The sequence below is a fragment of the Sphingomonas sp. IBVSS2 genome (assembly GCF_002127225.1).
GTDB lineage: Bacteria > Pseudomonadota > Alphaproteobacteria > Sphingomonadales > Sphingomonadaceae > Sphingomonas.
This window is the reverse complement of record NZ_NFUR01000003.1, coordinates 352,037-375,695: the sequence shown is the minus strand read 5'-3', so window position 1 is coordinate 375,695 and position 23,659 is coordinate 352,037. Positions and strand designations below refer to the sequence as shown.

The window sequence follows — 23,659 nt, the reverse complement described above, 5'->3', positions numbered from 1 at the left end:
CTCAGTTGCCCATGAAGCGGCGGAACCGTTCGCGGCCCTCCGCCTCCTCGGCCGTATGCCGCGCGGATTCGAGCGCTTGCGCGCGGCCCTGCGCCGCGACGGCGGCGGTCAGGTCGGCGAGCTGCTGCGATTGCAGCGCGAGAAGCTGATTGCCAGCCTGCGCGGCCTGAAGCGCGCCGGTCGCCGACTGACTGGCCGAGACCAGGCCGGTCATCGTCGTGCGCGCGCCGTCGATGTTGCCGACGACACCCGCCTGTACCTTCAGCGAGTCCTCGAACGCGCCGACACTATCCTGCCAACGCGCATTCGCGTTGGCGACCATCTGCGCCTGCGTGCCGGTCAGCGCCGAGCCGGTGTAGCGGCTGGTGAACGCCTGCTGGATGTTCTGCACATCATAGGCGATGCGCTGCGCCTGGCCGAGAAACTGCTGGGTACGCTGAACCTGCTGCTGCAACTGCTGGAGCTGGCTGAACGGCAGCGAGGCAAGGTTCTTCGCCTCGTTGATGAGGCTCGTCGCCTGCTGCTGGATTTGCTGGATCTGGTTGTTGATCTGTTGGAGCGAGCGAGCCGCCGTCAGCACGTTCTGCGCATAATTGGTCGGGTCATAGACGATCCCACCAAAACCGAACTGCGCGTAAGCCGGCATCGGAGCGGCCACCGGCGCGATGGCCGTGGCAGCGAGCACGCCGGCCAGGACGGCGGGGCGAAGATTCATTCTGGTCATAGCGGTAACTCCTGCTGAGGTTGATGCCGAGGATCGGGGGGAAGAAGCTCGACGGCCCAGGCAGAGCCGCGATGGCGCAGCCATTCGGCCGCGAAAGCGGATTGCCCGTGGGTTTCGATCAATTCGGCGATGCGGAGCTGGTCGGTTTTCGAGGACGCGGCGGCGAAGGCCAGCGCGACCTCGCCCAAGCCCAGCTCGAACAGGCGATTTCCCCGCCGTGACTGGCAGTAATAGTCGCGCTTCGGCGTCGCCCGACTGAGGATTTCGATCTGGCGGACATTGAGGCCGAAGCGCTCATAGATGGCCGCGATCTGCGGCTCGGCCGCGCGTTCGTTGGGCAGGAAGATACGCGTCGGGCAGCTTTCGATGATGGCCGGGGCGATGCTCGACGTTTCGATGTCAGCGAGGCTCTGGGTGGCGAAGATGACGCTGGCGTTCTTCTTCCTGAGCGTCTTCAGCCATTCGCGGAGCTGGGCGGCGAAGTCCGGGCTGTCGAGTACCAGCCAGCCTTCGTCGATGATGATGAGCGTTGGCGAGCCGTCGAGCCGGCCTTCGATCCGGTGGAACAGGTAGGACAGGACGGCTGCGGCCGAGCCGGCGCCGACCAGGCCCTCGGTCTCGAACGCCTGCACCGAGGCTTCGCCGAGCCGTTCAGCTTCGGCGTCGAGCAGCCGGCCCCACGGCCCGCCGATGCAGTAGGAGGCGAGCGCTTGCTTGAGCTGCTGCGATTGTAGCAGGACAGCAAGACCCGTGAGCGTGCGTTCGCCGATCGGCGCCGACGCCAGCGAACCAAGCGCCGACCAGATATGCTCCTTGGCCTGCGGATCGACCGCGACGCCCTCGGACGCGAAGATCGCCGCCAGCCATTCGGCCGCCCATGCCCGCTCGGCAGGCGCGTCGATATGGGCGAGCGGCTGGAGCTGCACGCCGTCGCCGGCCTCGTCGGCGAGCGTCCCGCCCAAATCCTGCCAGTCGCCGCCCATGCCGAGCGCGGCGGCGCGGATCGAACCGCCGAAGTCGAAGGCGAAGACCTGCGCACGCCCATAGCGGCGGAACTGCATCGCCATCAGCGCAAGCAGCACGGATTTGCCCGCGCCGGTCGGACCGACGATCAGCATGTGGCCGACGTCGCCGACGTGAAGGGAAAACCGGAACGGGGTCGAGCCTTCGGTCTTGCCATAGAGCAAGGGGGGAGCACCAAAATGCTCGTCCCGTTCCGGCCCCGCCCATACTGCTGACAGGGGGATCAGGTGGGCGAGATTGATAGTGGAGATCGGGGGCTGGCGGACGTTGGCGTAAGTGTGACCGGGGAGGCTTCCCAGCCACGCCTCGATCGCGTTCATGCCCTCGGGGATGACCGTGAAGTCGCGGCCCTGGATGACCTTCTCGGCGAGCCGCAGCTTTTCGGCGGCAATGGCGGGATCGCGGTCCCACACCGTCACCGTCGCGGTGACATAAGCCATGCCGGCATAGTCGGCGCCCAGCTCCTGCAGAGCGATGTCGGCATCGGCCGCCTTGTTAGAGGCGTCGCTGTCGAGCAGCGTCGATGCCTCGTTGGTCATCACCTCTTTCAATATGGCGGCGACCGACTTGCGCTTGGCGAACCATTGCCGCCGGATCTTGGTCAGCAGCCTGGTCGCATCGGTCTTGTCGAGCATGACCGCGCGGGTGGACCAGCGATACTCGAAGGCGAGCCGGTTCAGTTCGTCGAGCAGACCGGGGAATGTGACGCTCGGGAATCCGACGATGGTGAGTGTGCGGAGGTGATGGTCGCCCAGGCGCGGCTCCAGCCCGCCCGTCAGCGGCTCGTCGGCGAGCAGCGCGTCGAGGTGCATGGGCGTTTCGGGAACACGCACACGCTGGCGTCGGGTAGAAATGGTGCTGTGCAGGTAGGTCAGCGTCTCGGCGTCATCGAGCCAGCGGACTTCGGGCACGAAGCCCTCGACCAGATTCAGCACACGGTCGCTGCGATCGGTGAAGCCCTTGAGCAGCTCCCACGGATCGACGCCGTTGGTGGACTTCCCTTCATAGAGCCAGCCTTCGGCGCGTGCCCTTTCCTCGGCCGGCGGCATCCACAGCAACGTCAGGAAATAGAGGCTCTCGAAGTGTGCGCCCTCCTCGCTGAACTGTTCGCGCCGCTCCAGATCGACCAGCGCTGAGACGGGATCGGGAAATTCCGACTCCGGGTAGTCGAGCGCGGGTGTGCGCTGGGCTTCGACGAAGATCGCCCAGCCTGATCCGAGCCGGCGCAGCGCGCTGTTCAGTCGTGCGGTCGTGGCGACCAGCTCGGCCGGCGTGGCGCTGTCGAGATCGGGGCCGCGGAAACGGGCTGTGCGCTGAAAGCTGCCGTCCTTGTTCAGAACAACGCCCGCGCCGACCAGTGCGGCCCAAGGCAGGAAGTCGGCGAGATGGGCCGCATGCCCACGGTATTCGCGAAGGCTCATCATGGCTGCATCCATGTCGGGTAACGGAGGTGGCGGCGGGCGACGTCCACGAACTGCGGGTCGCGGCGCGCAGCCCAGACCGAGAGCGCATGGCCGATCGCCCAGATGACGAGGCCCGCGATCCAGAGACGCAGGCCGAGACCGATCGCGCCCGCCAGCGTCCCGTTGACGATGGCGAGCGCCCGCGGTGCGCCGCCGAGCAATATCGGCTCGGTCAGCGCCCGGTGGACGGGAGCGGAGAAGCCCGCGATCGGCTCGCTCGCTTCCATCAGACGAGCGCCCCGCCGCCGAAGCTGAAGAACGACAGGAAGAAGCTCGACGCGGCGAAGGCGATCGACAGGCCGAACACGATCTGGATCAGCCGCCGGAAGCCGCCCGATGTGTCGCCGAACGCGAGGGTCAGGCCGGTCACGATGATGATGATGACCGCGATAATCTTTGCGACCGGCCCCTCGATCGATTGGAGGATGGATTGAAGGGGCGCTTCCCACGGCATCGATGATCCCGACGCATAAGCGGGAACAGCAGCAGTCAGCGCGATCACGCTGGCGGTGGCGGCGAGCATGGCGCGGTGTGCGCCATGCCGAAGGGCATGGATCATTTGACGTCTCCTGGCTGGGGTTGGGAAAGCGAAGCGATGCGGTAGTCGCCGGTGATGGGGTCCAGCCCCTCGACACGCGCCAGCTCGGCGAGACGGCGGCCATGCCCATCGCGGACCAGGACGGCGATCAGGTCGATGGTCTCGGCGAGCAGCGCGCGGGGGACCGTGACGACGGCTTCCTGAATGAGCTGTTCCATACGGCGCAGCGCGCCGAGCGCGGTTCCAGCGTGGATGGTGCCAATGCCGCCGGGGTGCCCGGTCCCCCAGGCTTTAAGCAGGTCGAGCGCTTCAGCGCCGCGCACCTCGCCGATCGGGATGCGATCGGGCCGCAGGCGGAGCGAGGACCGGACGAGATCGGAAAGCGAAACGACGCCATCCTTGGTCCGCATGGCGACGAGGTTGGGCGCGGCGCATTGCAGCTCGCGCGTATCTTCGATCAAGACGATACGGTCGGCGGTCTTGGCGACCTCGGCCAAGAGCGCGTTGACCAGGGTGGTCTTGCCGCTGCCGGTGCCGCCCGCGACCAGGATGTTGGCGCGGGCCGCAACACCATCGCGCAGCGCCGCCGCCTCGGCCGCCGACATGATCCCGGCCGCCCCATAATCGTCGAGCGTGAACACCGCGACGGCGGGCTTACGGATCGCGAAAGCCGGGGCTGCGACGACAGGCGGAAGCAGTCCCTCGAACCGTTCACCACCTTCGGGCAATTCGGCCGAAACGCGCGGGGACTTGGCGTGAACTTCGACGCCGACATGATGCGCAACTAGGCGGACGATGCGTTCGCCATCGGCGGCGCACAGCAGCTCGCCGGTGTCGCTGATCCCGTCGCCGAGGCGATCGACCCACAGCCGCCCGTCTGGGTTCAACATGACCTCGATCACAGCCGGATCGTCGAGCCAGGCTGCAATCGACGATCCGAGAGCCGTCCGCAGCATTCTCGCGCCGCGTGACTTCGCCTCGGATCGGATCGGGTGAACGGTCAAGGAACTGGCCCCTCATAAGGGCCGGGCGAACCGCCGCCCGGCTGTCGGGGCACATCAAGAGAGGCAGAAACGGGGCCTAAGCAACAGATAGCTGAAGGCGTAGTAGAGGCGGCGGCAGAAACTTACCGATGGCGGATCGGCCCGCTGGCCGTTCCTGCAATCGGCCCGCGTTTACTCCGAATCGGTCGCGGATTTGGGCCGCACATCTTCGGGGATCTCGTCGAGCAGGCTCTTGCCGCTCGCATAGCGCCGGCCGAGCGTTTCGACGAAGCCCTCATAGCGCTTGCGACCCTTCACTTGGGCGGCGGCTTGATCCTCGTCCGGCAGCGGCGGCGTCACCGACAGCCAGAAGCGAACAAACAGTGCCAACGCCTCTGTCGAAAGGCCCGTATTGCGTTCAAGCCGCTGGACCTGGCGCGATAGGCGGTCGAGCCGCCGGGCAAATGCCGCCTCCATCCGATCTGCGCCGTCCGGCGACAGATAGGACGTGACCGCCGCCTCCACGATCGCCGATCGCGAGATGCGTCGCCGGATCGCCAACTCGTCGATCTGCTTGGCGAGCATGGGCGGAAAATAGACGTTGAGCCGAACGCGCATGACCGCTGCCTACAACTCGATGCCGTCGCCGGGGGCGAGCGACGCTTGACGTGCGAGCCCCTGCATCCGGCGACGGACGGCCGCCTGCCGCGCCACATCGTCCTGCTCGTCATCGACGATTGCAAACTCCTGCGCGGGCGGTGGTGATGCCTCCGGCGCGATGGCGACATGCTCGGGCAGCTCGGGTTCACGGCGGAGCCCGCCATTGGCGGCGTCCTCCTGCGCCCGCACGATCCGCGCCACGTCGGCCGGATCGGCGGCGGCGGCACGGCCGGTCCAGTCGTCGGCCCGCGCCGCGCCCGCACTCGGTTTGGGCGCGTCCATGATCCGCTCGGACAGGCGGCGATCCTGAAAGTAGCGCGCCTTCTTCGCGCGGATCGGATGGACACCCGCTACCATCACGATCTCGTCGCCGGGCGGAAGTTGCATCACCTCGCCGGGCGTGAGGAGCTGGCGAGCGGTCTCGGAGCGCGACACCATCAAATGCCCCAGCCACGGCGACAGGCGATGCCCGGCGTAGTTCTTCATCGCCCGCATCTCGGTCGCGGTGCCGAGCGCGTCCGACACGCGCTTGGCGGTGCGCTCGTCGTTGGTGGCGAAGCTCACCCGGACATGACAGTTGTCGAGGATCGCGTTGTTCGGCCCGTATGCCTTCTCGATCTGGTTGAGCGACTGTGCGATCAGGAACGCTTTCAAGCCATAGCCCGCCATGAACGCCAGCGCGGACTCGAAGAAGTCGAGCCGGCCGAGAGCCGGGAACTCGTCAAGCATCAGGAGCACGCGCTGGCGGTTGCCCTTTGGTGTCAGCTCCTCGGTCAGCCGGCGTCCGATCTGGTTGAGGATCAGGCGGATTAGCGGCTTGGTCCGCGAGATGTCGCTGGGCGGCACGACCAGATAGAGCGTCGCCGGCGTCTCGCCTTCGACCAGATCCGATATGCGCCAATGGCACGCCCGCGTGACCTGCGCCACGACAGGATCGCGATAGAGCCCGAGGAACGACATGGCGGTCGAGAGCACGCCTGACCGCTCGTTGTCGGATTTGTTCAGCAGTTCGCGCGCGGCCGAGGCGACGACAGGATGCACGCCCGCTTCACCCAGGTGCGGCGTCGCCATCATCGCGGCTAGCGTCTGCTCGATTGTGCGTGACGGATCGGAGAGAATCGACGCCACGCCGGCCAGCGTCTTGTCGGCTTCGGCATAGAGGACGTGGAGGATCGCGCCGACTAGCAGCGAGTGCGAAGTTTTTTCCCAGTGGTTTCGACGCTCGAGACTGCCTTCTGGATCGACCAGCACGTCGGCGACATTCTGCACGTCGCGCACCTCCCACTGGCCGCGCCGCACTTCGAGCAACGGATTGTAGGCGGCTGATGCAGCGTTGGTCGGATCGAACAGCAGCACGCGCCCATGCCGCGACCGGAAGCCGGCGGTGAGCTGCCAGTTCTCACCCTTGATGTCATGGACGATCGCAGATCCCGGCCAGGTCAGCAGCGACGGCACGACCAGACCGACGCCTTTGCCGCTCCGCGTCGGCGCGAAGCACAGCACATGCTCGGGGCCATCGTGACGCAGATAATCGCGCGCGAGCTTGCCGAGCACGACGCCGTTCGGCCCCAGCAACCCTGCGCCGCGAATTTCCTTCTCGCTGGCCCAGCGCGCCGAGCCGTATGTCTCCGCGTTCTTCAGCTCGCGCGCGCGCCACACGGACATGCCGATTGCGACAGCGATCGACACGAACCCGCCCGACGCGGCGATGAATGCCCCGGTCTGGAATATGGCTGGCGCATAGGCATCGAACGAGAACCACCACCAGAAGAAGGCCGGCGGCGGATAGACCCGCCAGCCGAAAGCCATGAACCAGGGCGGCCCAAGCTCGGGCTGATAGGCGAGCGCGGCCGCAGTCCACTGCGTCGCGCCCCACACACCGGCGAGCACGATCAGGAACACGGTGATGACCTGGCCCCACAATATCTTGGTCGCGGACATGCTTGTCTCCTTGCGCTGGCTAGAGGCCGAGGCCGCGCTTGCGGCCCATCATCAGGTCGAGCCCGCCGCCGTCGCGGATCACGCCGGACACCTGACGGCCGAGCTGCTGTTCGAGGGCGCTTGCCCAGGGTACGAGGCGGAAGCCGAGGCCATCGTCGATCAGGGCGAAGCGGCCGGACGCGAGCGCGAGCCGCTGGCGAACGACGCCGGCGATCTTCTCGCCCGCTTGCGTCGGCCGATAGGCAAGGCCCGTCTCGCCCGCGATCTTCGCGCCAACCGAGTCCAGCTCGTGCCGCCGCAGCGTGTCGATCAGACCGCGCTCGAACACCGTTCGCTCGCCGAACCGGCGCGCCAGCCCTTCCTTGACCAGATGGTCGGTGCGCGCGTCCATCGCGCGGCGCACCTCGGCGCCGAACCCGCCGTCCGCGACGCCCACGCCGCGCTCGATCAGGCGATGGTCCAGCCAGGTCGCACCGGGCGCCTTGACCTGCGCCGACAGGTCGAGGTCCGATCGCGTTGCGAGGATCAGGCTCGGCTTCGGCTCGCCGGGCTTGCCGACCGCGCGCAGCTCGACGATGCCGCCGAGCTTGGGGCTGTGCTCCAGCCCCTCGATGCCGGGCAAGCGGACATGATGCGCGCGGCCGTCCGTGCCGTCGATCACGGCATAGGCGGCGCCGGTCAGTTCATCGTGCAGCCCCTTGCCGATCAACCGACCCACGATCGGCTTCTCGGGCGTGTCGCTCAGAACCGCATAGCTGTCGAGCGATCGGTCTTGTCCGTGATCCTTGAGCGCGTGGCCGATGGTGCGGATGATGTCGCCGCGCGCGGCTAGCTCGCGCAACTTCGCCTGCGCGCCTTCGGCGACCGCCCATTGGCCCGGCTCGCCCTCGGCGGCGAGCCCCATCGTCTCAAGGTGCTGCAAGCGCCCGACCATCAGGCGGCGGAGCCACGGATCGTCCGGGCCTGGTCGCTCCGGGCGCAGGTCGATGACGCCCAGCTCGTCGGCAACGCGGCCGATCTCGGTGTCGAGCCGGGTCCAGCGCTCCGCCGTTACCTCGCGGTCGAGCGCTTGGCTGATTTCATGCTCGGGCTTCGGCCCCAACTCGGCGAAGGCCAGCTCCTCGGCGCGCGAGCGCAGGCCGTGGCTGATATAGTCGCGGGCCATGACGAGATCGGCACCCTGGTCGGTCTGCCCGCGCACCAGCAGATGGACGTGCGGGTTGTCGGTGTTCCAGTGATCGACCGCGACCCAATCGAGCCGCGTTCCCAGGTCCGCCTCCATCTGGCGCACAAGGTCGCGGGTGTATTCGCGAAGGTCGGTCAGCTCGCTCGCATCTTCGGGCGATACGATGATGCGGAAATGATGTCGGTCGTCCCTGCACCGATCCGCAAACGCGCGATCATCGGCGCGGTCGGACTCGGCGTCGAACATGCGCGTCGGCGAGCCATCGCGGGTCACGCCTTCGCGCTTGAGATAGGCGATGTGCGCGGACAGCGGCGCCATGCGCCGGCCGCCGATGCGGTGGCGCACCGGCAGCGCCTTCACCAGCACGCGGCGGCCGGAGCCGAACAGGCGACTGCGCGCAAACGCCGTGCGTCCCTTCCCGAAGCTCGATTGGCCGCGCCGGCTGGGTCCGCCCCAGCCCCCGCGCTGGCTGCCGCCGCTCGTTGCCGCGACGCGCAGCACCTCGGCGACCAGCCCGCGGGCATTGCGGCCCTGCGCCTTGCTGCGCTTGGCCTTGCCCGGCCGAACGCGAAACTCGCGCTCGTCGCTCATGGTCGGGCCGCTTTCCGCCGAAAACCGGCCGTGGTGCCGTTCGGCGCGTTGAAATGCCTAGCTTTTTCCTTCCGAGCGGCACGCTCGCCGACCGACGCCCCCACGTTAGCCACATGAAAAGCCTCGGCTTTTCGGCGAAACGGGGTGCGGCTTGTATCTTGCCCTCGTCCCCTCCGACTTCTTCCTGCCCCTTCGCCCTTCAAACCGAGGGGGGCAAACGATCGAAGGAGGCCGCCGGTCATTGCGGTCGGCCCGCGCGGGCGCGGGGAACGAACAGCGTGTCGGCCGGAGCAGCTTCACGCTGCGGAACGGCCTGCGAGCTGTCGGTCGCGGGGCTGACAGACGGCGGCTCAGGCGCCGATGCGGACGCCGTGAACCCGCCACCGGACTGGACGCCGGACATCGCATCCTGCGCACTCGCCACGCGCACGAACAGCGCGGCGCGACGCCAGGCCAACGGATCGGGAAGCGACGCGGCGGCAAGCCGAGTATCGCCGCCCCCGCCCGTGATCGACGCCAGCCTTCCGAGATAGGCGCGGGTTTCAGCGGGCAGTGGACGGCCGCGCGACAGGTAATCGTCGGTGCGTCCGGTCCCGGCGTTATAGGCTGCGAGCATCGCGGTGGCATCGCCGTAGCGGTCGTGCATCTCGCGCAGATAAGCCGTCCCCGCCATGATGTTGTCGCGCACGTCGAAGGGGTCGGCGCCGAACCCGTAGCGTGCGCGCAGACGGCCCCAAGTCGCGGGCATGATCTGCATCAGCCCCATCGCGCCGGCCGTCGAAACCGCGCGCGCGTCGCCGTTGCTCTCGACGCGCATCACGGCCCAAATCCACGCCTCGGGAATGCCGAACCGCCGCGCGGCGTCGGCGACATATCCGGCATAGGGATGATGGGCCGGCGCGCGATCGGCGGAGACATCCTGCGCCGATGCCGCGACCGGCCCGACGCCGGGCAAAAACAGCAGGATCGTCAGCGCCAGAGCCGATCCGACTCCGCTTCTACGCCAACCTGCCAGCGTGCTCGCTGCGGTAAAGGGTGCGCGCAGAGCGCCGGCCGTTGACCGCCCTTGACCTTCGCTGCGCGCGCCGGCCGACCCGCGACCGAGCGGGACGAAGGGATGAGACGGTTTTCCCGCGAACCAGGGGATGATCGAGACGCGCACCGCTTCAATCCTCCTCGCGGCGCTTTTGCGGCCGGTTCCAGCGCAGCGCCCAGGCGCTATCCTCATCGCCGATGCGAAACAGCGCGGCGCGGATCGGCTGCGAGAAGCCGGGATCGTCGAGGCGCAGCGAGACGTAGTCGCCAGCGCGCTCGCCGGTCTCGTTCCAGCCTGCGCCCACCTCCGGGCCATTGTCGGTCTTGCCAAGATGGACACGCCAGTCGGGCGCGTTCTCGCCGTCCTGCGGCTCTGCCGGAACGATGCGGAGCGCCACGTCGAGCGTCATCGTCTCGATCCGGCCCTGAAAACCTTTGGGGGTGCGGGTGAACATGCCGATTTGCATGGGATGGTCCTTTCAGTTGGCGGCTAGGTGCGGGGTTCACGGCTCCAGCCGCGCCACGTCAGCGGCGCGCCGGGGGCATCGCGGGTGAGGATCGGGATTGCGCGGCCGATCACGGTTGAGGCCGGCAGCGAGCCGAAATACCGGCCGTCCAGGCTGTCGGGGACGGCAGGATTGAGCAGCAGCAGTTCGCCGGTCGCCAGTGTGCGACAGCCCTGCCAGACGGGCAGTGGACGGCCGAGCCGGTCGCGCTTGCGCGCAACAGCGACGGGCCGCCGATCGACGCTCACGCTGTCGCCCAGCCGGCAGATGCGCTGTCCTGCCTTGCCGGCGACATGCTTCAGCAGCGGCACGCCTTCGCCCAGGTAATGGCGCTCGGCCATCCAGCGCGCGAGACGCTGGGGCGGCGTGACGGCGACCAGCGCGCCGGGCGGCGGGTCGCGCTCGGGCTCGATCCGGTAGAGCCCGAGCGGCGCGCTGGCGCTGGCGTTCCACAGCACGCGCGGCACGGGATGAATGGCGGCGATCGCAGCGAAAGCAGCCGTGAACCCGGTTGCGGCAGCGACAGTGGCGCGGACATAGAAGCGGCGCGTCATCCCTCGATCTCCCGGCGCTTCAGCCAGGCGTGATGGCGCTCAAGCGTGTAGAGACGCGGCGCTTGTCCGGCGGCGATGCGGTTGGCGACGTGCCGCCAATGGTCGGGCGCGGCGTCGCAGGGATCGACGCCCGCGGCCTCGGTCGCGTCGATCGCCGCGAGCACTTGGCTGACCTTCGGCCAACCCTCGATCTTGAGCAGGATGTCGCCGCCCGGCCGCACGAAGGGCAGCGTCGTGAACGCCTCGCCCGCGCCGACCGCGCGCACGATATCGATGCGCGAGCTGACCGTGCCGTAGTCGTTCGCCGCCCAGCGGACGAAAGCGAAGATCGCGCCGGGGCGAAAGCGGACGATGCGGCGTCGGCGGTCGACAATCTCGTCCGCCGCGACGCGGCCGAACCTGATCCAGTGCTCGATCCGCTTTTCGATCCACGTCAGCTCGACGCAGGTCATGTCGTCATCGGACGGCTGGCGGTGGCGCATGGGTGACGGAGGGACGTTCATCGCCGGCTCCGGGCGATGGCGGAGTCCGCGCGCGGCATGAGATCGTCCTGCCCCGGATCGGAGGTCGAATGCTTGATGCCGATGTCGGCCCAGGCGCGCAGGTCATCGACCGAATAGACGACGCGGCCGCCGATCCGGCGGTAGGCCGGGCCGGTGCCGAAATAGCGGTGCTTCTCAAGGGTCCGGCCCGAGAGGCCGAGAAAGCGCGCGGCTTCGGGCGTTCGCAGGAAGCGGGGCGGCAAATTGGTGGGCGTATCGGACAAATGATGGCTCCTGCGGGCGGTGGCGGCAGGAGGCGTAATTGTCAGAAGGGAGGCGGCCAGGTGGGGTATGAAGATGTGCGGCTGCACGGATGCGACCACCCCCGCCAGGGCAGGCCCGCAAAGATCTGTCAGCGGATACGGAGCAGCTTGCGATAGTCGCCGTTCATCATTGCGATGCCGTCGCGGACCAGGCGCACGACGAACGAACGTGAGGCCGACATCTTCCAGTCGCTCGCCGATAGCCGGATCGCATCGTCGCGGCCCAGTTCGGCAGCGATCTCGCGGTAGGTCGCGCCGGAGTCGCGTAGGTCGAGCGCGCAGAGCATCAGGTCGAGCCGGACAAGCCGATAGGCGGTGAGCGGCCAACCGCGCGGCAGTGGCCCTGGCGCTCGCCCGAGCAGCCGGCGGTGGAAACGCAGCAGGCTCGCGATGCGGGTGATGAAATCCTTGTCGAGCGGGATGACGGCGGCGAGCGGCTGACCGGGCGTCGGCGCGCGGAACCAAAGCCGATGCTCGCCCGCAGCGTCGGCGACGATGACATGGCGTCCGTCGATCCCGGCGAGGTCGGCAAGCAGCGCACCCAGCGCGCGCGGATCGACCGGGGCTGCTGCCTCAAATCCCTCCGGTGCGGCGTCCAGAATGACCGTGACGGCGGTCAGTTCGGGGCGCCAGGCGACCGGCTCCGACAGGTCATCCGGCGCCGTCGCGAAAGGACAACCCCCAGCGCCGCGCGAATGCCGCCTCGGCGGTGTTCCTCGCGACGGCGCCGCTCGCGATGCTTTGCTGCATCTGCGCATGTTCGGCGCGGTAGGTGTGGTTCCTTCGCAGGAATTCGGCAGCTAGATCGGCGCGCCCGAGCGCGCCGGATAGACCATCGGCGCGCCGCTGGCGACGCCGTGGCGGCGTCGGCATGGCATCCTCCCATGTGCGTATCGCACATACTTCAGGGGTGTCATGATGGCGTCGTGATCGCCCCCAGATAGCGCAAAGGTTGCGCTCAGCCATGCCTGTCGCGCGGCGGGACTGACGACTTAATCGCACCAAATCGGACGAAATATTAACGATTTAACGGCGGTTCCGCACCTAGCAGATGTGCATATCCGACCTCTGTCATCCACCTTGCGCGCGCGAGGTGGCTCGCGTGCACCGCCTTCGCCCGTTCGGGTTCGATTGCGGCATCGATACCGAAAATCTCGGCAGCGACGGTGCGCCAGTCTGCGCCCCCATCCTCGGCATCGAGCAGGCGCAGATAGTCCTGCGCATGGCTTTCGTCATACGCCGTCACCTTTGCAGCCTCCGGCGCCTGATCCTTGAACTGGCATCTGCTCATGGCGTTGGTCCCGCCCCGTTAGCCAATCTAGCCGAAATACACCGCCGGGCTATGCGCAAGTCCTGCATCGTTGAATGCACTAATGGCAGAGATAGCGCGCACCAATCAGTGAATACACCTTATATGGGATAAACCGAATAAGTTGTATCGTCCAGTTTGCCGCGCATGGACATGCGGCGCCTCGTGGGATTGAACTTTGCCAGATTGAGGAAGGAGAAGGGCTTTACCCAGGAGCGCTTTGCCGAGACGTCCGGCTTTACCCAACAATATGTCAGCGATCTGGAACGCGGTCGACGTAATCCGACGGTCGTTACGTTGTTTCACCTGGCCTCGGCACTCGGCGTAACGCCGGCCGAACTTGTCGCTGCGACCGATCTCTCCGAGACCGACTAACCTTCATCTGAATTTGCGAGCCGGGCGTCTGCCCGGCGAGCGCGATTGCGACCGCGCGGATCTTGGGACGCGCGGTCGCCGCCGGTCCGCCATGGCGGATCGGCGCGAATTGGCGGAACCGCAGGGCCGACATTTCGGCCCTGCGGTAATGGGGGTCAGGCCGCTTTGAGGCGCTGCATTCCCTCGGCCAAGGTCCAGAGAGCGCGATTGAGCGTCACATTCTGGTCGATACCGTTGATCGCACGGGTCTGGGCGCGGCGGATGCGGCCTTCTGCGTTGCGCCTGCGGCCCTGCAACCCGCCCCGAATGACATTCTCCTGTATCACGTTGAACGTGGTCCACAGGCTGCGGTCGGTGTCCTCGCGGCGGCGCGGCTCGATGATCTGCTCAGGCCGCAACGGGCTTTCGTCCTCGCCATAGCGCGCGACAAGGCTAACCTCGCCGAGCAAGCGCCTTTCGTCCTCGGAAAGCTGAATCCCCTTCATGGTTTCGCTGGCGTCGATCAGCCGGGGGAAATCCTCGGCCACGGTATAAACGCCCTCGATAATGTCATGCTCTATATTGCCCTTGTGCGGAACGCGGACCTCCTCAAACCGCTCGCCCGCAATCATGCTGTTCGTGCAGACGAACCGCAGCATCCCGGCAAACATCTGATAGGCGCTGGTCCCGTCATGGCTGTTGACGATGATGACCTCGGCGGCCTCGGGCTTGCCGATGCCGTCAGCACGGCGCAGGCGCAGCATATGTTTGGCGTGGCCGTGGCGGCTGCCGTCGCGGGGAACGGACTGCACGGCGAAGAACGGGAACCATCCTTCCCGGCGCACCCCCTCCACGATGTCGATGGTCGGAACATAGACGTAGCGATCCGACCGGCTGTCGTGTGCCTCGCGGGCGAAGATGGACGGGACGTGCCGATACAGTGCCTCATTGTCGAGCGGCTCCCTGCCGCTGATCTGGTGGGCATTGCGGCCGAACCGGGTGGCAAGCTGATGATACATGGCTGGACTCCTTGGGCTTGGGTTTCCGCGCAGCGGAGCGCCGCGCTGAAACCCTGCCCGTCGGCGAGACCGGGGGTGCAACCGGAGTGGGCTGCTTCGCGGGGAACCGGCTGCACGGAACGCGAAGCGTGGAGGAAGCTGGGCGGAAGCCGCTCCGAAGGGCGCCAGGGGCAGCGCCCCAAGCCCCTTGTTGTTGTCAAAGCAAGCGCTTCCCGGCGCTAGCGCTTCGACATCACATATCCCGAAAATGTCAGTCGGCTCGAACCGCATCCTTCTCTGTTCCCCAACGATCTCGGCCCGATCGCTTAGCCGTGGGGAATCATAGACGCGGTCGGCAGGTCATCTGTCGCGGGCGTGCCCCTCGTAGCGGCCGTCCAGATTCCGCTCGAAGAGTACACCCCTTTGTAGTCGAAGCTCTGCCGCCAGCTCATCATTGAGCGTGATGGAAATGCTGGAAAGTTTGAGGGGCTTCCGTCGCCCGACGACGCGGGCATAGACAGTGATCGCATAATCGCCGGGCTCGAACCGATATTCGTCCTCATGGACGGAAAGAACGAAATGATGATTGGCGGCCAGCCCCGCACGGCTGATATATAGACCGCTGCCGGCGGACAGCTTCTCGGTTTCGCCATAACCCCAGAAGCTGAACGTCCGTTCGGTGCCGTTCCTGAGCGCCTTAACATACATGCCTTCGACAACCTGTCCCTGAGCAGCGGTGCTGTAGAGCAGCGTCCGAAGGAAGATCTTAGGTGTGGGTTTTGGCACGATGTCATGGCCGAAAAACACGATCGTCGGCATCGTCATTGCCAAGCGCCCTCGGCGAAGAAGGACCAACCAGAAGGTACCGACCGAAACGGCGAGCGACGCTATGGAAATCGGGACGCTGATCATCTCCATTGTTACATCATGCTCCTGCGGTCTGAGTGGCTTCCGCAATTGCCTTTTGTAATCCGGCCGCGGCTTCAAGGGTCGTCGCGTCGACTAGAGATGCATCCTTGGTTCCGGCGATGCCGATGAGGATGGAAGCGACGGCAGCCGACAAATCCCGCAGTTGCTGCGACCGAAAATCACTGGGGTCGATTTCGTCAAAGTCTATGTCGTCGATGCTTCTGGAGAGCACCGCGAACCAAGGAGCATCGGTTTCCAGGAGCCGCGTGAATTTCTCATATCCGATGATACGGAACCGCCGGACAGAATCCGGGTCTCGTTCAATCATCGCGTCGCCCAGCGCGTCCTGCCAATCGCGATAGAGCAGCGCTTCACGGTAGGACAATCCGCCGACGGCGCGCTCTACGGTTTCTCTTACAACATCGTCATCCGGCGCCTTGCCCCCCGTTTCCTTGGCGAGATACGCGGCAAGACGTCGGCAAATTTCCAACTTTTTATCGACGGGAAGACTCCGAAGGTGATCGGGGTCTGATTTCAGTTTACCCTCAGTGGCTGTGTGAGCCTCCACTTCGAAGCGCATGGCTAGGGCTGCTTGGCAGGTCTGATCGAGCCTTGTGAGATCGATACCCCAAAGGGCGCTAAGTCGCGTCAGGCGATGGAGTTCAACGTGTGGTCCGTCCGCGAGCGCCTTTTGAAAAGCTGCGATCTGCTTTGAAATCGGCGTGGCGACGTTTGTTTTTCCACGCGGCAGGGCACGCAACTCAAGGTTCATCCCCCGAATCCACCCGATCAGCGTCGCGATCCTGTAGAGTGTGCTGATCCGCTTGTAGGCGTTGAAATCTAACGGAAGCGTGGAAGTCTTCAAAAACGCATGCCGCTTGTCGATAAATATTTCTTTCGATCGCCAGACGATCTTCTCGCAGGACTCGCTTAGCGGCGCCAGATACTGACGATATACAGTAGCCTCCGATTGCTCCCTGACGCGCCGTTCTTTCAAACGCTCGAAGAGATAGTCCTTTAATATCGAGACGAGTAGCGCGCTGGTTGCGCCGATGATCGCCGCCCACACGACCATACTGGAAGCAGGCGGCGCTGCGACAGGTAACGGCGTCGACGATGCCTGGACCGCAGCATGTGTGAGTGCAGCCATCGTCTCGGACGCTAACGCGGTTACTGATAGATGAGCCACGATCCCCCCTCGACCCGCAGTAACAGAAGCTCGGCAGAACGTAATCGTCGATTGGGACGGCTTTGCATTTGTCGTCAAGACGGCGTGCTGTTTCGACGAGAATGACGCCCCGCTCCGAGGAGCGGGGCGTCATTGGCTGGTCAGCGCGACCAGATGAGGACGTATTCGCCGGCGGTGTCGCTCTCGGAGAGCGTGGCGTAGACCGGAGCCGGGAAGCTCGGGTCGTCCAGCTTGGCTGAGATGTAGTCGCGGCCTTCGCGGCTGGTCTTCTTCCAGGCCGCGCCGATGTCCATGTCAGCGGTGCTGATGCGGAAGTCGGGGGATTTCTCGCCGTCCTTGTCGACCGGGCGGAGGGTCGCCTTGGTGTTGAGGGTAAGCGTCTTGATGACGCCGGCGAACTCGCCCTTGCTGTTGGCGGTGAAGGTACCGATCGTAGCCATGTCGTATTCTCCTGCTTGCTCGGACCGCGCCCATCGCGGCCTCGATGGCGTTTCGTCGGCTGGGGACGATCGACCGCGCACCCGAAGGGCCGCAGCGCAGCGGAGGATGGCGGAGCGCCGCTTTTTTGCCTCGCGATGCAAAGCCGCAGGCGGCGGAAAAAAGTGGCGATCCGCCATTGCGGGAAGGCGAACGGCCTCGGGCAGACCAGCCATTGGGGAGGCTGTTTGGGCAGCGCCGGGCTAGGAATAGCAGAGGGACAAAGCGATCGTGGCGCACACGCGCGAAACGAGGAGGTCAGTAGCGCCCATCATTCCCGCGAAGATGCTACGCCGGTGCGATGACGAATCACGACTACCAGCGGGAAGACCAAGACCCTCGCGAGGGACTGGCGGAGGAAGGATTGCTCTCGCCCCTGATCGAGGACTGGCGGGCGATCTACATCGAGAATTATGCGCCATGATTCGACCTGGCGCGCGACGTTAATCGTTACGCCACCTGGCTCTTCCAGGAACATCAGGACGCCGGCAATGGTGGGCCGGCTGATGCGCAAGCCCCGACAGCGGTGCGCATGTATGGGCGCGCGATGAACGCGTTCGCGGCATCTGTCATGCTGGCCGAACGCGCCATGGCCATCGAAGCGGCGGGCGCCGTGCGCGCGATCTACGAAGTGGGATTCTGGCTGAGCCTGCTCGCCACCGATCCACTCAAGGCGCTCGAAGCGCTGGAGATCGACGAGCACGACAATGCGATCCAACGGGAGATATTACTTCGCGAAGAGCATCCCTCGGATGCCGCCGTTGTCGCGGCGTCGCTGAAGCGCGAGGCGCATCACGTTGCGAAGCTAGCCAAACGAAAGAGCCTCAGTGTTAAAAAGATCGCCCAGACCATGCCGAAACGGTCGGGTTATCTCGAATATCGTTTGGTCAGCGCTTTTTACGGCCATCTGTCCAGCAGCAGTCTCGATGGCTTGAAGAAGAGAAATGGCAAAGGCGGCGTGACCAATATTCTGGGTCCGTTCGAAACGGAGATCCCGAAAGCGCTGTCCTTCGCGCTCGACGCGATGCTTCGCTGTACCCGCTATTTCGAAGTCATGATGAAGGAAGGCCGGCAACCCGACCGCCTGGAGAAGGCTCACCGCACCTTGCTGGGCCTTCAGGACGCACCTTGATCGAACAGCGGCGGCGCGCGACAAGCGCGCCGCCGCGATTTTTCCGGTCGAAGGATAAGGCCGGAGCCGCTCGCGCGGCCCCGGCCCAATGCCGCTATTCGGCGGCGACGGCAAAGGACGCTTCGCCGTCCTCCCCGACGGTCCCGGCGTCCTCGGCCTCGACGGTCGCGGGCTGCTCCGCCTCCGGCTCGGGCGTCCGCAGGATCGCGGGCAGCCAGCCGGTCCCGGCCAGAAGCTGCTCGGCGGCTTGCGCCATGTCCAGCTTCTTCATGTCCGCGATACGGCGGGCGGCATCCTCCGACACGCCTTCGGCGACGGCCTCCACGATATGCGCCTTGGTGACACGGCCAAGGTAGCTGTCCACGGTAGGTGTCCAGTCCCTCGCCACGTCCAGTGCCAGCTCGGTCGCCAGCCTGTTCGCCGTTTGCAGCGAGCGGGGTTTGCGGTCCCACGGCAGACGCAGTGCGTTGACGGTGCGCGCCGCGCAATGCGCCAGCAACGCAATGCGCTTTTCGTCCGCCAGTCCGACGATGAAGTCCCACAGGTCAGCCACGTCACGCGGCATGCGCTCGGCCCATGCCTCATGCTGCGCGCTCGCCCGCGCCGCCAAGGGCGTGTCTTCGATCCCGTCCGCATGGCTTCCCAGGGGGGTCACGGTCGGACGAACCTCAAGGCAACCGGCCTCGGCATAGCTGTAGAACAGTTGCGCGGTCAGGGTATGGGTCAGCGCGATCAACGCCGTATCGGGCTGATCGGCCAGCGCCACGCGAAGCGCCAGCGTCCGATGCGCGGACAGGTCGCGGGTGAGGCTGTCGGAAATCGGCTTGCCCGGCTCCTCTTCCTCCTCAACGTCCTGCACGTCCTCATCGCCATCCTCCGGCCGCTCGTCCTTCCCGGTCTCCGGGACGGTCGCATCGCCTTCTTCCGGCTCGGGCTGTGGGTCGGCCAGCGCCTCATCCTCGAGCCGCACGAAACCACGTTCGACTCGAACGCTGCCATCATGGTGCAACACGACGAACGCCCCACCATGCGCGATCACATTGGCGTCGTAGGCCGAACGCTTGGCCGAAATCGTGTCGATCTCGTCGGACACCGCCTCCAGCTTCGCCGCAACGTCCTCGGGCATTTCGTCATAGGACGAATAGCCATCGGCAAGCGTATCATACTCGGCGGACAGCGCGTCCAGCCGCGCCTCGTCCTCGTCGGACAGGGCGATGGGCTGCGGATAGAAACGCCGCATCCCGTGGGCATGAGGATAGTCGATATGCGCCTCGGCCCATTTCCAGCCCTCGGCCTGCACCTCGCTCGCAATGTCGCGCAGCTTTTCGGCGGCGAGCATATCGAGCAAGCCCACATCCTCGAAGAACCCGCCACGGTCCTCGCTGAACAGGTCGCGGATGATATTGCCGCCGGCCTCAACATAGGCGTCGGCCCCGATGAATACCGCACGGCGATCATCGGCGGGCACGTTGGCGGCGGTCATGTCGCGCCGGATGATCCAAGGTTCGCGATTGTGATGCAGGCCCTCAAACACTTGCTCCTGCCGGGCATGGTCCTCGGTGATGGCGAAGGCCATAAGCTGATCCAAGGTCAGCCCATCCTCACGATAGACCTGCAACAGCTTGGGGCTGACAGCGCCAAGGCGAAGCCGCTGCTTCACCACGCCCGCCGACACGCCGAACCGCGCGCCGATCTCCTGCGCGCCCCAGCCTTTATCATTGGAAAGCTCCGCAAACCGCTCGAACTGGTCGGCGGGGTGCATCGGGGTCCGGGTCACGTTCTCGTCCAGACTGATCTCGGACGGATCGTTGGCGGTATCCAGCCAGCAGCGCACCGGCTCGGATTTCCTGATCTGCTTGCGCTTGGCGCGCAGCAGCATCGCCAGCCTGCGGCCCTCGCCAGCGGTAACGAGATAATAGCCGGTCGGCGTCCCGTCCTCCTTGGTTTCCGGCTCCACGACAAGGTTCTGGATCAGCCCCTTATGCTGGATCGACGCGGCCAGCGCCTCGATAGCGGCCTCCCCATGCGGCACCTTACGGGCGTTGCGCGGGGACTTCTTGAGCTTGGCGAGCGGCACGAAAATCTCGACGCCCGATACAGGCTCGGCAGCAACGGTTTCGGTAACAGCGTTCATCACACTTCTCCTAAAAACCGCACTCACCCCGGAATGGGGTGGGCGGCGAAGAAGCGACCGGCAGGCCCGCCGACGGAGCCGGGACGCACCCGAAGGGCTGGAACGAAGAGGAAGTAAGCGCGGCCACGCGCGTTGCGGCCCGGCGCGGCGGGCCTAAAGGGAAGCGACGCCCACCCCATCGCGGGAGTGAAACGACACAGCAGCGCGATCGGGCCGGCGCAGCCCTGGCCCGATCTCCGCAGCATTGAATAGCGACAATCCGCGATGCGGATTGCCAACCAGCGCGTCAGCGCCAACCCGCCATGCTGATCGTCACCCGGCAGGGACGAGACCCGTCAGGGGCTCGGTCGGAGTGCAGCGGAGATAGAGCGGCGGTCCCGCAGGGAGGCGCCCCCCCCGCCCAACTTGCCTTTCTCGTCATTTCGATTATATTTTAATCAGATTGATGGCAGGTGATAAACATGGCGACTGAGACGAAGGTATTGACCGCGCACGTCCCCTTGGGGCTCGCGGAAAAGGTTGAAGCGATGGCCTCGCGGCTCGAACGCTCGCGCGGCTGGGTGATGAAACAAGCGCTCGCCGCATGGGTCGATCAGGAGGAGGAACGTCACCGGATGACGCTCGAAGCCCTTGATGACGTCGATGCCGGACGGGTGATCGACCACCAGGCGATCACGGCATGGGCCGACAGCCTTGGGACGGACAAACCGCTGCCCTCACCGATCAAATGAAGATCCAGTGGACCAGCAAGGCGTCGTCGGACCTTGTGCGTCTGCACGAGCATCTGAGCCCGGTCGCGCCCGAAGCGGCAGCGCGCGTGGTCCAGCAGCTCGCCCACGCACCGGATCGGCTGCTCGATTATCCGAGGATCGGCGAGAAGCTGGAAGCCTATGAGCCGCGCGAGGTCCGCCGGATCATCGTGGGCAATTACGAGATGCGCTACGAGCTCGTAGCGGCGACCATCTTCATTCTGCGCCTCTGGCATTGCCGCGAAAACCGCAGCTTCGAGTCGGAGGAGTAACGGCGATGGCGCTGGCGACCACGGGCCGCGACGCGGCGTTCGGCGGCAAAGCCGCCCTGAACACTTATCTGCGCTACGCCGGGCCGGACCGTTTGCACCCAGCCCAGCCGGGCATCAGCATCGGCGCATGGCCCTGTCTCGCAAACGTCGTCGTCGCGCGCCGCGCGGCTGGTCGGACGGTCTCGACGACCTGCACGACTATATGCAGGCGCCAGCGAAGCGCGCGCCGTCCCGCGCTCGCGCCATCAAAGATTGCGGGCCATTCGCGGTCACGGACGATTGGCCCGAGCGGGTGCCGATCGGCGACGCCGAGTTGCGCGTCATCGAAGGCCATTTGCGCAAGGAGCTGGACGACCTGTTCGGCCCCCTGCCGTGAACTAAGGAGGATAAGGCCATGACCGACGCCGCCCTTCGCGTCGAGGACACCCCGCCGGTCATGGCAATAGCTCGCGCCGCGCTCTATCTGCGCGTTTCCACCGGCCGCCAGGCCGAGAGCGACCTGTCGATCCCCGACCAGCGCCGCCAGATCGAAGGCTATTGCCTGTCGCGCGGCTGGGAGGTCGCGGCCGAGTTCGTCGAACCGGGCAACACCGCGACCGATGATCGTCGGCCGGCATTTCAGGCGATGATCGACGCAGCGATGCAGAAGCCGTCGCCGTTCAACGTGATCCTGGTCCACAGCTTCTCGCGCTTCTTCCGCGACCAGTTTCAGTTCGAGTTCTACGTCCGCAAGCTGGCGAAGAATGGCGTGCGGCTGATCTCGATTACGCAAGATTTGGGCGACGATCCGATGAGCGTGATGATGCGCCAGATCATGACGCTGTTCGACGAATATCAGTCGAAAGAGAACGGCAAGCACACGCTGCGATCGATGAAGGAGAATGCGCGGCAAGGCTTCTGGAACGGCGCGCGGCCACCCATCGGCTATCGGATCGTCGAGGCTGGCCACCGCGGCGCGAAGATCAAGAAGAAGCTGGAGATCGACCCGATCCAGGCCGAGACGGTGCGGCGCATCTACCGGATGGCGCTGAACGGCGTTGATGACAACGGGCCGATGGGCCTCAAGGCAATCGCGACCTGGCTCAACGACAACAATATCCGCACCCGCGACGGCGGGCGCTGGGGGCTTGGAGCCGTGCATCAGGTGCTCACCCGCACGACCTATATCGGCCAGCACAAGTTCAACTATCGGGATTATCGCACCAAAGCCCCCAAGCCCGAGAGCGAGCACGCGATCATGGAAGTGCCCGCCATCGTCTCGGAGGCGGAGTTCGAGGCCGTGCAGCGGTCGCTCAAGGCACGCAGCCCGAAGATGATGCCGCCGATGGCCGTGGGCGGCCCAACGCTGCTCACGGGTATCTGCTTCTGCGCGTGCTGCGGCGGCGCAATGACGCTGCGCACCGGCACCAGCAGCGTCGGCCGCGAGTATCGCTATTACACTTGCTCCACGAAGGCGCGGCAGGGCGCGAAGGGCTGCCCTGGCATCACGGTCCCGATGGATCGGCTGAACGAAGCCGTAGTCGGGCATCTAGAGTGGCGACTGCTCGATCCGAAGCGGCTTGAAGAGATGATGGATCAGATTCTCGAACGCCGCGACGAATGGGTGGATCAGCGGCGGCTCCATGTCGCCGATCTGGAGCGCCGCGCGACCGAGGCCGAAGCGAAGCTCAAGCGACTCTATGACGCGATCGAGAATGGTGTGATCGACGTGAGCGATTCGTCGCTCAAGGATCGGATCGCCGAACTGACGGCAACCCGCGATCAAGCCAGGGGCGATGCCGAGCGGGCGGTGGCGCATATCGAGAAGATCGGTCCTGCGATCACGCCAGAGAGCCTGCGTGCCTTTGCGATGGCGGCGCGCAAGAAGCTGCGTCAGGGCGATGGCTCATTTGCCCGCGATCATATCCGGGCGGTCGCGCAGCGCGTCGAGGTGGTCAGCAAGACGGAGGTTCGGATTCGCGGCCTGCGCAGTGAGTTGCTCCGAACCCTAACCGCCGCCTCTGGCGTAGAGGCGGCGGTGCTAGGCGTTCGCGCCTTTGAACCGAAATGGCGCGCCCGGAACGATTCGAACGTCCGACCCTCAGATTCGTAGTCTGATGCTCTATCCAGCTGAGCTACGGGCGCGCT

27 protein-coding genes, 1 tRNA gene and 1 pseudogene are annotated in these 23,659 nt (G+C 65.7%); 6 read left to right on the top strand and 23 right to left on the bottom strand.

Annotation, left to right across the window (positions count from 1 at the left end):
* Position 1: 1 nt before the first annotated feature.
* The 16 genes from trbJ to CAP40_RS11930 form a co-directional block, all read right to left on the bottom strand.
* Positions 2–724: a P-type conjugative transfer protein TrbJ gene (gene trbJ / locus CAP40_RS12005; protein ID WP_086129745.1), complete on the bottom strand. Its 723-nt coding sequence runs from the start codon at positions 722–724 to the stop codon at positions 2–4.
* On the bottom strand, positions 721–3,171 hold the full coding sequence (gene trbE / locus CAP40_RS12000) for a conjugal transfer protein TrbE (RefSeq protein WP_086130083.1): 2,451 nt from the start codon (positions 3,169–3,171) through the stop codon (positions 721–723). Before trbE ends, trbJ begins: the two co-directional genes overlap by 4 nt.
* The gene (locus CAP40_RS11995) at positions 3,168–3,437 is read right to left on the bottom strand and encodes a VirB3 family type IV secretion system protein (RefSeq protein ID WP_086129744.1); all 270 of its coding nucleotides are present in this window, start codon (positions 3,435–3,437) and stop codon (positions 3,168–3,170) included. Before CAP40_RS11995 ends, trbE begins: the two co-directional genes overlap by 4 nt.
* A complete protein-coding gene (locus tag CAP40_RS11990) occupies positions 3,437–3,769 on the bottom strand; it encodes a TrbC/VirB2 family protein (protein ID WP_086129743.1) in 333 nt (110 codons plus the stop codon). Before CAP40_RS11990 ends, CAP40_RS11995 begins: the two co-directional genes overlap by 1 nt.
* Entirely contained in the window at positions 3,766–4,752 is a 987-nt protein-coding gene (trbB, locus tag CAP40_RS11985) for a P-type conjugative transfer ATPase TrbB (RefSeq protein ID WP_086129742.1), read from the bottom strand. The genes CAP40_RS11990 and trbB overlap by 4 nt, the downstream gene beginning before the upstream one ends.
* 171 nt (positions 4,753–4,923) lie before the next feature.
* Entirely contained in the window at positions 4,924–5,349 is a 426-nt protein-coding gene (locus CAP40_RS11980) for a CopG family transcriptional regulator (RefSeq protein ID WP_086129741.1), read from the bottom strand.
* A 9-nt stretch (positions 5,350–5,358) separates the two neighbouring features.
* On the bottom strand, positions 5,359–7,332 hold the full coding sequence (locus tag CAP40_RS11975; RefSeq protein WP_086129740.1) for a conjugal transfer protein TraG: 1,974 nt from the start codon (positions 7,330–7,332) through the stop codon (positions 5,359–5,361).
* 19 nt (positions 7,333–7,351) lie between these two features.
* The gene (locus CAP40_RS11970; protein ID WP_086129739.1) at positions 7,352–9,109 is read right to left on the bottom strand and encodes a DUF3363 domain-containing protein; all 1,758 of its coding nucleotides are present in this window, start codon (positions 9,107–9,109) and stop codon (positions 7,352–7,354) included.
* Between the two features lie 238 nt (positions 9,110–9,347).
* Positions 9,348–10,271 carry a lytic transglycosylase domain-containing protein gene (locus CAP40_RS11965; RefSeq protein WP_086129738.1) on the bottom strand — a complete coding sequence of 308 codons (924 nt, stop codon included), beginning with the start codon at positions 10,269–10,271 and terminating at the stop codon, positions 9,348–9,350.
* Between the two features lie 4 nt (positions 10,272–10,275).
* Positions 10,276–10,599, bottom strand: a complete 324-nt coding sequence (locus CAP40_RS11960) for a DUF736 domain-containing protein (RefSeq protein WP_249340942.1) — start codon at positions 10,597–10,599, stop codon at positions 10,276–10,278.
* 35 nt (positions 10,600–10,634) lie between these two features.
* On the bottom strand, positions 10,635–11,204 hold the full coding sequence (locus CAP40_RS11955; RefSeq protein ID WP_086129736.1) for a S26 family signal peptidase: 570 nt from the start codon (positions 11,202–11,204) through the stop codon (positions 10,635–10,637).
* Positions 11,201–11,707 carry a DUF2840 domain-containing protein gene (locus CAP40_RS11950; RefSeq protein WP_086129735.1) on the bottom strand — a complete coding sequence of 169 codons (507 nt, stop codon included), beginning with the start codon at positions 11,705–11,707 and terminating at the stop codon, positions 11,201–11,203. Before CAP40_RS11950 ends, CAP40_RS11955 begins: the two co-directional genes overlap by 4 nt.
* Positions 11,704–11,970 carry an AlpA family transcriptional regulator gene (locus tag CAP40_RS11945; protein ID WP_015459426.1) on the bottom strand — a complete coding sequence of 89 codons (267 nt, stop codon included), beginning with the start codon at positions 11,968–11,970 and terminating at the stop codon, positions 11,704–11,706. The genes CAP40_RS11950 and CAP40_RS11945 overlap by 4 nt, the downstream gene beginning before the upstream one ends.
* A gap of 128 nt (positions 11,971–12,098) precedes the next feature.
* Entirely contained in the window at positions 12,099–12,767 is a 669-nt protein-coding gene (locus CAP40_RS20825) for a DUF2285 domain-containing protein (protein WP_200888830.1), read from the bottom strand.
* Complete coding sequence (locus CAP40_RS20820) at positions 12,661–12,882, bottom strand: transcriptional regulator domain-containing protein (RefSeq protein WP_086129734.1); 222 nt, start codon at positions 12,880–12,882, stop codon at positions 12,661–12,663. The genes CAP40_RS20825 and CAP40_RS20820 overlap by 107 nt, the downstream gene beginning before the upstream one ends.
* A 145-nt stretch (positions 12,883–13,027) precedes the next feature.
* A complete protein-coding gene (locus CAP40_RS11930; RefSeq protein WP_086129733.1) occupies positions 13,028–13,300 on the bottom strand; it encodes a DNA -binding domain-containing protein in 273 nt (90 codons plus the stop codon).
* 165 nt (positions 13,301–13,465) lie between these two features.
* Between CAP40_RS11930 and CAP40_RS11925 the strand changes: the two genes are divergently transcribed.
* The gene (locus tag CAP40_RS11925; protein ID WP_086129732.1) at positions 13,466–13,693 is read left to right on the top strand and encodes a helix-turn-helix domain-containing protein; all 228 of its coding nucleotides are present in this window, start codon (positions 13,466–13,468) and stop codon (positions 13,691–13,693) included.
* A gap of 155 nt (positions 13,694–13,848) precedes the next feature.
* On the opposite strand, the gene CAP40_RS11920 is transcribed toward CAP40_RS11925, so the two are convergent.
* The 4 genes from CAP40_RS11920 to CAP40_RS11905 form a co-directional block, all read right to left on the bottom strand.
* Positions 13,849–14,691: a DUF932 domain-containing protein gene (locus CAP40_RS11920; protein WP_086129731.1), complete on the bottom strand. Its 843-nt coding sequence runs from the start codon at positions 14,689–14,691 to the stop codon at positions 13,849–13,851.
* A gap of 339 nt (positions 14,692–15,030) precedes the next feature.
* Positions 15,031–15,588 (bottom strand): hypothetical protein, encoded by a 558-nt coding sequence (locus CAP40_RS11915; RefSeq protein ID WP_086129730.1) that lies wholly within the window; start codon positions 15,586–15,588, stop codon positions 15,031–15,033.
* A 7-nt stretch (positions 15,589–15,595) separates the two neighbouring features.
* Positions 15,596–16,729, bottom strand: a complete 1,134-nt coding sequence (locus CAP40_RS11910; protein ID WP_137861103.1) for a hypothetical protein — start codon at positions 16,727–16,729, stop codon at positions 15,596–15,598.
* A gap of 179 nt (positions 16,730–16,908) precedes the next feature.
* Entirely contained in the window at positions 16,909–17,208 is a 300-nt protein-coding gene (locus CAP40_RS11905) for a DUF736 domain-containing protein (RefSeq protein ID WP_086129728.1), read from the bottom strand.
* Positions 17,209–17,546: 338 nt separating this feature from the next.
* On the opposite strand from CAP40_RS11905, the gene CAP40_RS20815 reads away from it, so the two are divergent.
* Together CAP40_RS20815 and CAP40_RS11900 are read left to right on the top strand one after the other, a co-directional pair.
* Positions 17,547–17,669, top strand: a complete 123-nt coding sequence (locus CAP40_RS20815) for a hypothetical protein (RefSeq protein WP_256924155.1) — start codon at positions 17,547–17,549, stop codon at positions 17,667–17,669.
* Positions 17,670–17,777: 108 nt separating this feature from the next.
* Positions 17,778–18,377, top strand: a complete 600-nt coding sequence (locus CAP40_RS11900; RefSeq protein WP_086129727.1) for a hypothetical protein — start codon at positions 17,778–17,780, stop codon at positions 18,375–18,377.
* A 94-nt stretch (positions 18,378–18,471) separates the two neighbouring features.
* Here the strand turns inward: CAP40_RS11900 and CAP40_RS11895 are convergent, their stop codons facing one another.
* A complete protein-coding gene (locus CAP40_RS11895) occupies positions 18,472–20,511 on the bottom strand; it encodes a ParB/RepB/Spo0J family partition protein (RefSeq protein ID WP_086129726.1) in 2,040 nt (679 codons plus the stop codon).
* 461 nt (positions 20,512–20,972) lie between these two features.
* Here CAP40_RS11895 and CAP40_RS11890 point away from each other — a divergent pair, with 461 nt between their 5' ends.
* The 3 genes and pseudogenes from CAP40_RS11890 to CAP40_RS20810 form a co-directional block, all read left to right on the top strand.
* Positions 20,973–21,242 (top strand): CopG family ribbon-helix-helix protein, encoded by a 270-nt coding sequence (locus CAP40_RS11890; RefSeq protein ID WP_086129725.1) that lies wholly within the window; start codon positions 20,973–20,975, stop codon positions 21,240–21,242.
* Positions 21,239–21,532, top strand: a complete 294-nt coding sequence (locus CAP40_RS11885) for a type II toxin-antitoxin system RelE/ParE family toxin (RefSeq protein ID WP_086129724.1) — start codon at positions 21,239–21,241, stop codon at positions 21,530–21,532. Before CAP40_RS11890 ends, CAP40_RS11885 begins: the two co-directional genes overlap by 4 nt.
* A 394-nt stretch (positions 21,533–21,926) precedes the next feature.
* Positions 21,927–23,051: pseudogene (locus CAP40_RS20810) on the top strand (recombinase family protein); the annotation flags it as partial.
* 9 nt (positions 23,052–23,060) lie between these two features.
* On the opposite strand, the gene CAP40_RS20805 reads toward CAP40_RS20810, so the two are convergent.
* Positions 23,061–23,330 (bottom strand): hypothetical protein, encoded by a 270-nt coding sequence (locus CAP40_RS20805; protein WP_241213342.1) that lies wholly within the window; start codon positions 23,328–23,330, stop codon positions 23,061–23,063.
* 249 nt (positions 23,331–23,579) lie between these two features.
* Positions 23,580–23,656 (bottom strand) — tRNA-Arg (locus CAP40_RS11870).
* Positions 23,657–23,659 lie beyond the last annotated feature (3 nt).